Origin of the sequence: Escherichia sp. 93.0816 (assembly GCF_013368855.2) — a bacterium.
Classification (GTDB): domain Bacteria; phylum Pseudomonadota; class Gammaproteobacteria; order Enterobacterales; family Enterobacteriaceae; genus Escherichia; species Escherichia ruysiae.
The window spans coordinates 254,649-267,684 of the sequence record NZ_JABWNC020000003.1; the positions used below are offsets into that span (position 1 = coordinate 254,649).

A 13,036-nucleotide genomic window follows, 5' to 3' on the forward strand; every position below is an offset into this window, starting at 1 on the left:
CATTTTCATTGTAACCACAACCAGATGCAACCCCGAGTTGCAGATTGCGTTACCTCAAGAGTTGACATAGTGCGCGTTTGCTTTTAGGTTAGCGACCGAAAATATAAATGATAATCATTATTAAAGCCTTTATCATTTTGTGGAGGATGATATGGATACGTCACTGGCTGAGGAAGTACAGCAGACCATGGCAACACTTGCGCCCAATCGCTTTTTCTTTATGTCGCCGTACCGCAGTTTTACGACGTCAGGATGTTTCACCCGCTTCGATGAACCGGCTGTGAACGGGGATTCACCCGACAGTCCCTTTCAGCAAAAACTCGCCGCGCTGTTTGCCGATGCCAAAGCGCAGGGCATCAAAAATCCGGTGATGGTCGGGGCGATTCCCTTCGATCCACGTCAGCCTTCGTCGCTGTATATTCCCGAATCCTGGCAGCCATTCTCCCGCAAAGAAAAACAAGCTTCCGCGCGCCGTTTCACCCGCAGCCAGGCGCTGAACGTGGTGGAACGCCAGGCAATTCCAGAACAAGCCACGTTTGAACAGATGGTCGCCCGCGCCGCCGCACTTACTGCCACGCCGCAGGTCGACAAAGTGGTGTTATCACGGTTGATTGATATCACCACCGACGCCGCCATTGACAGCGGTGTACTGCTGGAACGATTGATCGCGCAAAACCCGGTTAGTTACAACTTCCATGTCCCGCTGGCTGATGGTGGCGTCCTGCTGGGGGCCAGCCCGGAACTGCTGCTACGTAAAGACGGCGAGCGTTTTAGCTCCATTCCGTTAGCCGGTTCCGCGCGCCGTCAGCCGGATGAAGTGCTGGACAGAGAAGCGGGAAATCGACTGCTGGCGTCGGAAAAAGATCGCCATGAACATGAACTGGTGACCCAGGCGATGAAAGAGGTGCTACGCGAGCGCAGCAGTGAGTTACACGTTCCTTCCTCTCCACAACTGATCACCACGCCGACGCTGTGGCATCTCGCAACACCCTTTGAAGGTAAAGCTAATTCGCAAGAAAACGCACTGACTCTGGCCTGTCTGCTGCATCCGACCCCCGCGCTGAGCGGTTTCCCGCATCAGGCAGCAACCAAAGTGATTGCTGAACTGGAGCCGTTCGACCGCGAACTGTTTGGCGGCATTGTCGGCTGGTGCGACAGCGAAGGTAACGGTGAGTGGGTGGTGACCATCCGCTGCGCGAAGCTGCGGAAAAATCAGGTGCGTCTGTTTGCCGGAGCGGGGATTGTGCCTGCGTCATCACCACTTAGCGAATGGCGCGAAACCGGCGTCAAACTTTCTACCATGTTGAACGTTTTTGGATTGCATTAAGGAGCGAGGATGAGCATCCCATTCACCCGCTGGCCGGAAGAGTTTGCCCGTCGCTATCGGGAAAAAGGCTACTGGCAGGATTTGCCGCTGACTGACATTCTGACCCGCCACGCCGCGAGTGACAGCATCGCGGTTATCGACGGCGAGCGTCAGTTGAGTTATCGGGAACTGAATCAGGCGGCGGATAACCTCGCGTGTAGTTTGCGCCGTCAGGGCATTAAACCTGGTGAAACCGCGCTGGTACAGTTGGGTAACGTCGCTGAACTGTACATTACCTTTTTCGCGCTGCTGAAACTGGGCGTCGCGCCGGTGCTGGCGCTGTTCAGCCATCAGCGTAGTGAACTGAACGCCTATGCCAGCCAGATTGAACCGGCGTTACTGATTGCCGATCGCCAACATGCGCTATTTAGCGGGGATGATTTCCTCAATACTTTCGTCACAGAACATTCCTCTATTCGTGTGGTGCAACTGCACAACGACAGCGGCGAGCACAATTTGCAGGATGCGATTAACCATCCGGCAGAAGATTTTACTGCCACGCCGTCACCTGCCGATGAAGTGGCCTATTTCCAGCTTTCCGGCGGCACCACCGGCACACCGAAACTGATCCCGCGTACCCATAACGACTATTATTACAGCGTGCGCCGTAGCGTCGAGATTTGTCAGTTCACGCAACAGACTCGCTATCTGTGCGCGATTCCGGCGGCTCATAACTACGCCATGAGTTCACCAGGATCGCTGGGCGTATTTCTCGCTGGCGGCACTGTCGTTCTGGCGGCCGATCCCAGCGCCACGCTCTGCTTCCCATTGATTGCAAAACATCAGGTCAACGTCACCGCGCTGGTGCCGCCGGCGGTAAGCCTGTGGTTACAGGCGCTGGCTGAAGGTGAAAGCAGGGCGCAGCTTGCCTCGCTAAAACTGTTACAGGTCGGCGGTGCGCGTCTTTCTGCCACGCTTGCGGCGCGTATTCCCGCAGAGATTGGCTGCCAGTTGCAGCAGGTGTTCGGCATGGCGGAAGGGCTGGTGAACTACACCCGTCTTGATGATAGCGCGGAGAAAATTATCCATACCCAGGGCTACCCAATGTGTCCGGATGATGAAGTGTGGGTCGCCGATGCTGACGGAAATCCACTGCCGCAAGGGGAAGTTGGACGCCTGATGACGCGCGGACCGTACACCTTTCGTGGCTATTACAAAAGCCCGCAGCACAATGCCAGCGCCTTTGATGCCAACGGTTTTTACTGTTCCGGCGATCTGATCTCCATTGATCCAGACGGTTACATCACCGTGCAGGGGCGCGAGAAAGATCAGATCAATCGTGGCGGCGAGAAGATCGCTGCCGAAGAGATCGAAAACCTGCTGCTGCGCCATTCGGCGGTGATCTACGCCGCACTGGTGAGCATGGAAGATGAGCTGATGGGCGAAAAAAGCTGTGCTTATCTGGTGGTGAAAGAGCCGCTGCGTGCAGTGCAGGTGCGTCGTTTTCTGCGTGAACAGGGTATTGCCGAATTTAAATTACCGGATCGCGTGGAGTGTGTGGATTCACTTCCGCTGACGGCGGTCGGGAAAGTCGATAAAAAACAATTACGTCAGTGGCTGGCGTCACGCGCATCAGCCTGAAGGAGAGAACACGATGGCTATTCCAAAATTACAGGCTTACGCACTGCCGGAGTCTCACGATATTCCGCAAAATAAAGTCGACTGGGCATTTGAACCGCAACGTGCCGCGTTGTTAATCCATGATATGCAGGATTATTTCGTCAGCTTCTGGGGCGAGAACTGCCCGATGATGGAACAGGTGATCGCGAATATTGCGGCGCTGCGTGACTACTGCAAACAGCACAATATTCCGGTTTATTACACCGCGCAGCCGAAAGAGCAGAGCGATGAAGATCGGGCGCTGCTGAATGATATGTGGGGGCCTGGCCTGACCCGTTCGCCGGAACAGCAAAAGGTGGTGGATCGCCTGACGCCGGATGCCGACGATACGGTGCTGGTGAAGTGGCGCTACAGTGCGTTTCATCGCTCCCCGCTGGAGCAAATGCTGAAAGAGAGCGGACGTAACCAACTGATTATCACCGGGGTGTACGCGCATATTGGCTGCATGACCACCGCGACCGACGCGTTTATGCGTGATATCAAACCGTTTATGGTGGCGGATGCGCTGGCCGATTTCAGCCGTGACGAGCATTTGATGTCGCTGAAATATGTTGCCGGGCGTTCTGGTCGGGTGGTGATGACCGAGGAACTGCTGCCGACGCCAATTCCCGCCAGCAAAGCGGCGCTGCGTGAGGTGATCCTGCCGCTGCTGGATGAATCCGATGAGCCGTTCGATGACGACAACCTGATCGACTACGGTCTGGATTCAGTGCGCATGATGGCGCTGGCGGCGCGCTGGCGCAAAGTGCATGGCGATATCGATTTTGTCATGCTGGCGAAAAACCCGACCATCGACGCCTGGTGGAAACTGCTCTCCCGCGAGGTGAAATAATGGATTTCAGCGGCAAAAATGTCTGGGTAACCGGTGCGGGGAAAGGTATCGGCTACGCCACGGCGCTGGCATTTGTTGAAGCGGGAGCGAAAGTTACAGGTTTTGATCAAGCGTTCACTCAGGAGCAATATCCCTTTGCGACCGAAGTGATGGATGTAGCCGACGCCGGGCAGGTGGCGCAGGTATGTCAGCGATTGTTAGCTGAAACGGAGCGACTGGACGTGCTGGTCAATGCGGCGGGAATTTTACGCATGGGCGCGACCGATCAGCTCAGCAAAGAAGACTGGCAGCAGACCTTTGCGGTCAACGTTGGCGGCGCATTTAACCTGTTTCAGCAAACCATGAACCAGTTTCGCCGTCAGCGGGGCGGGGCGATTGTTACGGTAGCGTCCGACGCTGCACATACGCCGCGTATTGGTATGAGTGCTTACGGTGCGTCGAAAGCGGCGCTGAAAAGCCTGGCGTTGAGCGTTGGGCTGGAACTGGCGGGTAGCGGCGTGCGCTGTAATGTGGTTTCCCCTGGTTCCACCGACACCGATATGCAACGCACGCTGTGGGTGAGCGATGATGCCGAAGAACAGCGTATTCGTGGCTTTGGCGAGCAGTTTAAACTCGGCATTCCTCTGGGGAAAATTGCCTGTCCGCAGGAGATCGCCAACACGATTTTGTTCCTTGCCTCTGACCTCGCCAGCCATATCACGCTACAGGATATCGTGGTGGATGGCGGCTCAACGCTGGGAGCATAAGCATGATCTGGAAACGCCATTTAACGCTCGACGAACTCAACGCCACCAGCGACAACACAATGGTGGCGCATCTGGGAATTGTTTATACCCGCCTGGGCGATGATGTGCTGGAAGCCGAAATGCCGGTTGATACCCGTACTCATCAGCCGTTTGGCCTGCTGCATGGCGGTGCGTCGGCGGCGCTGGCGGAAACGCTGGGATCGATGGCCGGATTTATGATGACTCGCGACGGTCAGTGCGTGGTAGGCACGGAGCTGAACGCCACGCATCATCGTCCGGTGTCTGAGGGAAAGGTGCGCGGCGTCTGCCAGCCGCTGCATCTTGGGCGGCAAAATCAGAGTTGGGAAATCGTTGTTTTCGATGAACAGGGGCGGCGTTGCTGCACTTGTCGGCTGGGTACGGCAGTTTTGGGATGAACCCGACAGAATTAAATGAGATTGCAGGAAAACTCGGTTAACGGAGTGATCGAGTTAACATTGTTAAGTTAATTATTGGTTTTAACTCTTATTTGTTTGGTTATCGCGTTGTTAAATTCCGCAAAGATGTTATAGAAACAAAATGTAACATCTCTATGGACACGCACACGGATAACAATTATGAACAAATCAGGGAAATACCTCGTCTGGACAGTGCTCTCTGTAATGGGAGCATTTGCTCTGGGATACATTGCTTTAAATCGTGGGGAACAGATCAACGCGCTGTGGATTGTGGTGGCGTCGGTCTGTATCTATCTGATCGCTTATCGTTTTTATGGTCTGTATATCGCCAAAAATGTGCTGGCGGTTGACCCGACGCGTATGACGCCAGCGGTGCGCCATAACGACGGGCTGGACTATGTGCCGACGGACAAGAAAGTGCTGTTCGGTCACCATTTTGCGGCCATTGCCGGCGCAGGCCCGCTGGTGGGGCCGGTGCTGGCAGCGCAAATGGGCTACCTGCCGGGGATGATCTGGCTGCTTGCCGGGGTGGTTCTCGCCGGTGCGGTACAGGATTTCATGGTGCTGTTTGTTTCCACGCGCCGTGACGGTCGCTCGCTGGGTGAGCTGGTCAAAGAAGAGATGGGGCCAACCGCCGGGGTGATTGCGCTGGTAGCCTGCTTTATGATCATGGTCATTATCCTTGCAGTGCTGGCGATGATAGTAGTGAAAGCCCTGACTCATAGCCCGTGGGGAACGTATACCGTTGCGTTTACCATTCCGCTGGCGCTGTTCATGGGGATCTACCTGCGCTATCTGCGTCCAGGTCGCATTGGTGAAGTGTCGGTGATTGGCCTGGTGTTCCTGATTTTCGCCATTATCTCTGGCGGCTGGGTGGCAGAAAGTCCGACCTGGGCACCGTACTTTGACTTTACCGGCGTGCAGCTAACCTGGATGCTGGTGGGATACGGTTTTGTGGCGGCGGTGCTGCCAGTGTGGTTGCTGCTGGCTCCGCGTGACTACCTCTCTACCTTCCTGAAAATCGGGACTATCGTTGGGCTGGCGGTAGGCATTTTGATTATGCGCCCGACGCTGACCATGCCTGCGCTGACCAAATTTGTCGATGGCACTGGCCCGGTATGGACCGGTAACCTGTTCCCGTTCCTGTTTATCACCATCGCCTGTGGTGCGGTGTCTGGCTTCCATGCGCTGATCTCTTCCGGCACCACGCCGAAGATGCTGGCGAACGAAGGTCAGGCGTGCTTTATCGGCTACGGTGGGATGTTAATGGAATCCTTCGTGGCGATTATGGCGCTGGTTTCTGCCTGTATCATCGATCCGGGCGTGTATTTCGCTATGAACAGTCCGATGGCGGTGCTGGCTCCGGCGGGTACGACGGATGTCGTGGCTTCTGCGGCGCAGGTGGTGAGTAGCTGGGGCTTTGCGATAACCCCGGATACGTTAAACCAGATTGCCAGCGAAGTCGGTGAACAGTCGATCATTTCCCGTGCGGGTGGTGCACCAACGCTGGCGGTGGGGATGGCCTACATTCTGCACGGTGCGCTGGGCGGCATGATGGATGTGGCGTTCTGGTATCACTTCGCCATTTTGTTTGAAGCACTGTTTATTTTGACGGCGGTAGATGCGGGTACGCGTGCTGCGCGCTTTATGTTGCAGGATTTGCTGGGTGTGGTTTCTCCGGGTCTGAAACGGACGGATTCTCTGCCTGCGAACCTGCTGGCAACGGCGCTGTGTGTGCTGGCGTGGGGCTACTTCCTGCATCAGGGCGTGGTCGATCCGCTGGGCGGTATTAACACCCTGTGGCCGCTGTTTGGTATTGCCAACCAGATGCTGGCAGGGATGGCGCTGATGCTCTGTGCCGTAGTACTGTTCAAAATGAAACGTCAACGTTACGCCTGGGTGGCGCTGGTGCCAACGGCCTGGCTGCTGATTTGTACCCTGACCGCAGGCTGGCAGAAAGCGTTCAGCCCGGATGCGAAAGTCGGCTTCCTGGCCATTGCCAATAAGTTCCAGGCAATGATCGACAGCGGCAACATTCCGTCGCAGTATACTGAGTCACAACTGGCGCAACTGGTGTTCAACAACCGTCTGGATGCCGGGTTGACCATCTTCTTTATGGTGGTTGTGGTGGTTCTGGCGCTGTTCTCGATTAAAACGGCGCTGGCGGCATTGAAAGAGCCGAAGCCAACGGCGAAAGAAACGCCGTATGAGCCGATGCCAGAAAATGTCGAGGAGATCGTGGCGCAGGCAAAAGGCGCGCACTAAAGTCAGAGTGAGGGGGAATGTTGGTATAGTGCCGATGGTTCCCCCTCACCCTAATCCTCTCCCCGGTGGGGCGAGGAGACTGACCGAGCGCGTTGATAGCTATTAATGCACTCTCTCAGCAATCTGATTACCGGAGGTATTGATGTTTGATTCACTGGCAAAAGCCGGAAAATATTTAGGTCAGGCGGCGAAGCTGATGATTGGTATGCCTGATTACGACAACTATGTCGAACATATGCGGGTTAACCATCCCGATCAGACGCCGATGACCTATGAAGAGTTTTTCCGCGAGCGGCAGGACGCGCGCTACGGTGGGAAAGGCGGTGCGCGCTGCTGCTAAATTTGTTCGTCAGGCTTTAAACGATTCCACTTTTTCTAACGCTGCCCGCAACGTATCTGATGTCAGCGTAACTGGCAGATAATGAATGGACTCCACCGGACGCAAAGTATGGACAATCATTTTGTCGATCTCTGCCTGATTATTGATATCCACATCCAGCTCCGCCAGCGTGGTCGGCAGATGAAAACGCTGATACGCCTTGGTTAATTGCGCCAGCACATCATCCTGACCCAGCAAGGCGCTTTGCACCAGAATGCCGTAAGCGACTTTGGTGCCGTGAAGAAACTTCTCGGTTTGCGGCAACACAGTCAGACCGTTATGCACGGCATGAGCCGCCGCCACACGCGTAAAACGATCGCCCAGACCGCCGACCATTCCGCCACCAGCGATAATTGCATCCACCACATCGCAAAATGATTGCGTTAACTGCTGATTTTGCTGATCGGCAAGCGCCTGTTCGCTACTGTTTAATAAAACATCGCGGATGGCCTGCGCGTTATTGATCCCCAGACGCACGGTTAGCGGCAAAGTTTCTGGCTGCGGAGCCAGCACCACCGCTTCATACCATTTCGCCAGCGTGTCGCCGATCCCCGCCAGCAGATATTCTTGCGGCGCATTGAGGATAATCTCCGGTTCCACCAAAACCATAAAATTGGCGTCGTCGAAAATTTCATAATGTAGCGCCTGTCCGGCATCGTTATACCAGACGGAGAGCGGTGTCCAGGCGGCGCAGGTAGCGGCGATCGTTGGAACGGCAACAAACGGCAGACCGAGACGCCGGGCGAGGGCTTTCGCGGTGTCGAGCAGTGCACCGCCGCCGACGCCAATTACTACGCTGCGATCGTCACCAGACTGTGTCGCCAGTTGTTGCACATCGCTTTCGCTGCAATGACCGCGAAACAAAAGATGCTTTACTCCTGGCAGTTCAAACGCAGGTGGAAGTTTGGTTTGCGCCGCAGCAATGGCACGTTCACCATAAATCCACACAGCGCGAGAAAGCTGTTCAGTCGTGAAAAAATCATGCAGATGATTGAGACTTCCGGGATGTGAAAAGTAGTTAGCCGGGCCGACGACGACGCGGATAGGATTGTGAGGCATGTTGTGTTGTCCTTATTGTTTTATTTAGACATCTAAACGTCTTGATTGCCAAATACTAGCATCGTGTTATAGTGCCTTCAACACGCAACTTCGTCAGGCACAATAAAAATGACAAATAACCCTCTGATTCCACAAAGCAAACTTCCACAACTTGGCACTACCATTTTCACCCAGATGAGCAAGCTGGCGCAGCAACACCAGGCGATTAACCTGTCGCAAGGCTTTCCTGATTTTGATGGTCCGCGCTATTTACAGGAGCGACTGGCGTATCACGTTGCCCAGGGCGCAAATCAATACGCGCCAATGACCGGCGTACAGGCACTACGCGAGGCGATTGCTCAGAAAACGGAACGTTTGTATGGCTATCAACCGGATGCTGACAGCGATATCACCGTAACAGCAGGGGCGACGGAGGCGTTATACGCGGCGATTACCGCGCTGGTACGTAGTGGCGATGAAGTTATCTGTTTCGACCCCAGTTATGACAGTTATGCGCCTGCCATTGCGCTATCAGGTGGGATCGTGAAACGCATTGCGCTACAGCCGCCGCATTTTCGCGTTGACTGGCAAGAATTTGCTGCGCTATTGGGCGAGCGCACCCGGCTGGTGATCCTCAACACGCCGCATAATCCCAGCGCCACCGTCTGGCAGCAGGCTGATTTTGCCGCTTTGTGGCAGGCAATTGCCGATCGTGAGATTTTTGTCATTAGCGATGAAGTTTACGAGCACATCAACTTTTCACAGCCGGGTCATGCCAGCGTGCTGACGCATCCGCAATTGCGTGAGCGGGCGGTGGCGGTGTCATCGTTTGGCAAGACCTATCACATGACCGGCTGGAAAGTGGGGTATTGCGTTGCGCCAGCGCCCATCAGTGCCGAAATTCGCAAGGTACATCAGTATCTGACCTTTTCGGTCAACACCCCCGGACAACTGGCGCTTGCCGATATGCTGCGGGAAAATCCTGAACATTATCTTGCATTACCGGACTTTTATCGCCAGAAGCGCGATATTCTGGTGAACGCGTTAAGCGAGAGTCGGCTGGAGATTTTACCGTGTGAAGGCACATACTTTTTGCTGGTGGATTACAGCGCCGTGTCTACGCTGGATGATGTTGAGTTTTGCCAGTGGCTGACGCGGGAGCACGGCGTAGCGGCGATTCCGCTATCGGTGTTTTGCGCCGATCCCTTCCCGCATAAACTGATTCGTCTCTGTTTTGCCAAGAAGGAATCGACGCTGCTGGCGGCGGCTGAACGCCTGCGCCAGCTTTAGTTATTTGACAGTCCAGGCGCGGGAATATTGACGGTCGGCAAACAGTTCTTGCAGGCCGTTAATTTGCTTCAGGCGCAACACTTCGTCGCTGTCCATTCCCAACTCTTTGCCGATTTTATTGTCGTCCCAACCTAACTGGCTGAGTTCACGAACAATTTCTGACATTGCCGTGACCTGGTGGCGACCGCGCGCCCGGTTGTGGCGAATAGTTGCAGCGATACGTTCGTTACGTGTTCCTTCCAGGCAGGTGACCGGTAAATACCCTTTTAATCGCAATTTTAACGTGTTAGAGCCTTTGCCAATTTCATGACGGTGAAAACCATCAACAATTTCAAGTGTGCTGGCTCGTGTGTTGGTCACCACAATTGGCTGGGTAAAACCATCGACCTCAATTGATTTTTGCAGTAATCGTTTCTCTGGCGGCGCGACGTTATTCGGATTGTAATCATTGGGAGTGAGTTGGGTGTTCTTAACCCACAAAACACAATCTACCGGTTCGTCGCGAAATGGACTTACTTGATGGATCGCCGTTCTGATCTCATTGATCGCCTTAATGCGATCTTCTTCCGCCAGACTGGCGAGAAATTGAGTTAAATCCTGCGTTAATCGCTGCTGCATAGTATTCCCCATTCCTGACGTTTTCCTTTAATCCGTTCGTTATAACGTTGATAATTTTTGGCTTTTGTGGGGCTGAATGATAATGCCCGACACCAATAATCATTGTTGAGCAATACTTTGCAGATACGTCGCCAGGAAGGGACATCTTTTGAGCCAATATCTCCATGCTGTGTCTGAGGGATCTCGATGCCTTTTTTTTGATACCAGTGCAAATAAACAGCAATCTTATTGCGATAATGTTCAGCCGTTTTTTCCGGCATACTATTAAGCAGTAATAAGGCATATTCTTGCCAGTCTAAATGGTCGGGCTTAAGGATTTTCCTATGACCATAAAATTGATTGTCATGGCCAGCGTAAATTCCACCGCTTTTTACGCCACTGACCCTGGCGCACATTGCGGCCCATCGGTCAGGTTCAAGAACATGATATAGCCACAAACCTTGCCGTTGCTCTGGACCAAAAGGTTCGCAGATTCGCATATGACGCAGAGGGACGCCAGCCTGGTACATCAGGTTATACAAAGGGTTAGATAGAGTCTGGTGTTTAGCATACCAGGTCCAGATATCGGCCACCTTCCAGTCGTAAATGGGATAAATATACCAACAATGACCACCTGGTGCGGCGGTGGTCCACGGTTTATCGTCAGCAAAACGTTGTTTATTTAAGCTGGCAATGGCGACGAAACGATTATAAGACTCGTCGGCACGGATACCGACTAACATTGCGGCTGGACGATGTTGTGAAAACCATTCGGCAAATTCACGCACAAAATGTTCAAAGGTCATGCCTGATTGATAAAACGAGAAAAATGCTGGATCGGTTATCGCATCTTCTGGCGGCTGACGAACCCATTCAATATCAGGCTGCCAGCACTGCCATTCGGGTTGATATTGGGATAATGAATTTTGCGTTGTTAGCGGTAGTGCTACCCAATAAAACTCTTCGATAACATCGGCATACTGCTCACGTAGCGATTGAACATAGTCAATCGTACAAGAAAACTGAGCTTCCCAGTCGATAAACAGGACGTGTATTTTTTTTCCCATTTTTCTGGCCAGATCTGCGGTCAAATGGAGCATTAAGCCAGAATCTTTACCACCAGAAAAAGAGACGCATACGCGAGGCAGAGTATTAAGTGTCCAGGTGATACGGTCTTGTGCTGCTTCCAGGATATTGAGAGGTAGCGGGATTTTATAAATGGACATCTGAAGACGCTCTCTTAACGTGACCGTGAGAAAAGTGCGATAGTTTCCTGATTATAATATTAATAAATTAAAATGAGGTATCTTATTTTATATTCACATGCTGAATTTTTATGACGAATATTATCCATGCCGGCAGATGTTTAACATAAGTTGTCATTCAAACGATCAATAAAACGAGAGAAACTCAGGTTGTTTAATGATGATTTATTATAGGAAATATAAAGTGTATTAGACGGTAGATTCTGTTCTATCTTTATTTGTTTTAATTGAAGGTTTTTTTGATAGCTACGATATAATTCGAAGGGCACAATGCCCAGTAAATCGGTAACCGCAATAGTATTGACAATAGTAAACAGTGAAGAGCTACGGAATGCTATTTTTCGGTTTGTAAGAATCGCTTCTATTTCCATCTGAAAATCTTCAAGGCCAGGTGCTTTCGATGTCAGAGAAGTGAACTCTTCATCAAGAATTTCTTCGCGGCTACTGTGTTCCGTTATTCTCGGATGGGATGCGCTACAGATAAGCGTGTTTCGTATCGACTGAAAAGGCATACAGCTCACCGAGCGACTGATGACCGGCATTAATGTGATGACCAGATCTGCTTTGCGATAAGTCAATAAATCTTCGGCGCTTTCTGCTGACATCATGATGTCATGATGTTCAATTTCTACGGCTGTGTCTTGTCGCAGACATCCGATCAAAAGGCTACTGTTGGTTGAAGAGATGAGTTGCGGGCCATAAATAATAAATTTTTTCTTCAGTTCTGCTTTATTGACAATGTTGATGGTTTGCTCAAGGTTCTTGAGATTTTTCTCAAGGTGATGATGCAAATTTAACCCTGTCGTTGTTGGTGCAATACCTTTCCCGGAGCGAATAAATAAGGGGTCATTAAATTGTGCACGTAGACGTTGTAAAGACTGACTCACCGCAGAAGGGGTTATATATAACGATTCTGCGGCCTTGCTAATGCTAAGATGTTGGTATATGCATTCAAAAATGACAAGCAAGTTCAAATCGAATTTTTTTAAGTCGTAAAGATTAGCCATGATGCGCTCCATTCATATGCTTGTTCTCATAATATTCATCAAGTCAATGATATGGCTTTATGTATTTATATATATTATGTTGTTTTACTTAATTTACGATTAAGTTTTTCTAAAATACCATAGTTGATATGAGCGGGGTGAACAATACTTGCGATTTTATGGATAACTGAAAAGGAGTGAACTATTCCAGTTAT

At 52.0% G+C, this 13,036-nt stretch carries 12 protein-coding genes; 8 read left to right on the forward strand and 4 right to left on the reverse strand.

Annotation, left to right across the window (positions count from 1 at the left end; all coding sequences use genetic code 11):
* Positions 1 to 151: 151 nt before the first annotated feature.
* From entC to HEM79_RS05850, 7 genes are all read left to right on the forward strand, one after another.
* Positions 152 to 1,327 (forward strand): isochorismate synthase EntC, encoded by a 1,176-nt coding sequence (gene entC / locus HEM79_RS05820; RefSeq protein ID WP_176242984.1) that lies wholly within the window; start codon positions 152 to 154, stop codon positions 1,325 to 1,327.
* Positions 1,328 to 1,336: 9 nt separating this feature from the next.
* On the forward strand, positions 1,337 to 2,947 hold the full coding sequence (entE, locus tag HEM79_RS05825; protein WP_176242983.1) for a (2,3-dihydroxybenzoyl)adenylate synthase EntE: 1,611 nt from the start codon (positions 1,337 to 1,339) through the stop codon (positions 2,945 to 2,947).
* Between the two features lie 13 nt (positions 2,948 to 2,960).
* Positions 2,961 to 3,818 (forward strand): enterobactin biosynthesis bifunctional isochorismatase/aryl carrier protein EntB, encoded by an 858-nt coding sequence (entB, locus tag HEM79_RS05830; RefSeq protein ID WP_001007144.1) that lies wholly within the window; start codon positions 2,961 to 2,963, stop codon positions 3,816 to 3,818.
* Positions 3,818 to 4,564: a 2,3-dihydro-2,3-dihydroxybenzoate dehydrogenase EntA gene (gene entA, locus HEM79_RS05835; RefSeq protein WP_176242982.1), complete on the forward strand. Its 747-nt coding sequence runs from the start codon at positions 3,818 to 3,820 to the stop codon at positions 4,562 to 4,564. Before entB ends, entA begins: the two co-directional genes overlap by 1 nt.
* Positions 4,565 to 4,566: 2 nt before the next feature.
* On the forward strand, positions 4,567 to 4,980 hold the full coding sequence (entH, locus tag HEM79_RS05840) for a proofreading thioesterase EntH (protein ID WP_000637953.1): 414 nt from the start codon (positions 4,567 to 4,569) through the stop codon (positions 4,978 to 4,980).
* A 180-nt stretch (positions 4,981 to 5,160) separates the two neighbouring features.
* Positions 5,161 to 7,266: a pyruvate/proton symporter CstA gene (gene cstA, locus HEM79_RS05845; protein ID WP_001043161.1), complete on the forward strand. Its 2,106-nt coding sequence runs from the start codon at positions 5,161 to 5,163 to the stop codon at positions 7,264 to 7,266.
* Between the two features lie 142 nt (positions 7,267 to 7,408).
* Positions 7,409 to 7,606: a YbdD/YjiX family protein gene (locus HEM79_RS05850; protein WP_000460431.1), complete on the forward strand. Its 198-nt coding sequence runs from the start codon at positions 7,409 to 7,411 to the stop codon at positions 7,604 to 7,606.
* A gap of 9 nt (positions 7,607 to 7,615) precedes the next feature.
* Here HEM79_RS05850 and hcxA read toward each other — a convergent pair whose 3' ends face one another.
* Complete coding sequence (gene hcxA, locus HEM79_RS05855; RefSeq protein ID WP_176242981.1) at positions 7,616 to 8,704, reverse strand: hydroxycarboxylate dehydrogenase HcxA; 1,089 nt, start codon at positions 8,702 to 8,704, stop codon at positions 7,616 to 7,618.
* Between the two features lie 108 nt (positions 8,705 to 8,812).
* On the opposite strand from hcxA, the gene ybdL reads away from it, so the two are divergent.
* Positions 8,813 to 9,973, forward strand: coding sequence for a methionine-oxo-acid transaminase (gene ybdL, locus HEM79_RS05860; protein WP_176242980.1), 1,161 nt, complete (start codon positions 8,813 to 8,815; stop codon positions 9,971 to 9,973).
* On the opposite strand, the gene HEM79_RS05865 is transcribed toward ybdL, so the two are convergent.
* From HEM79_RS05865 to citR, 3 genes are all read right to left on the reverse strand, one after another.
* Positions 9,974 to 10,603, reverse strand: coding sequence for an IbrB-like domain-containing protein (locus HEM79_RS05865; protein ID WP_000528560.1), 630 nt, complete (start codon positions 10,601 to 10,603; stop codon positions 9,974 to 9,976).
* Complete coding sequence (locus HEM79_RS05870; RefSeq protein WP_000029786.1) at positions 10,576 to 11,796, reverse strand: phosphoadenosine phosphosulfate reductase; 1,221 nt, start codon at positions 11,794 to 11,796, stop codon at positions 10,576 to 10,578. Before HEM79_RS05870 ends, HEM79_RS05865 begins: the two co-directional genes overlap by 28 nt.
* Positions 11,797 to 11,936: 140 nt before the next feature.
* Positions 11,937 to 12,842 (reverse strand): DNA-binding transcriptional repressor CitR, encoded by a 906-nt coding sequence (citR, locus tag HEM79_RS05875; protein ID WP_000002458.1) that lies wholly within the window; start codon positions 12,840 to 12,842, stop codon positions 11,937 to 11,939.
* Positions 12,843 to 13,036: the final 194 nt, after the last annotated feature.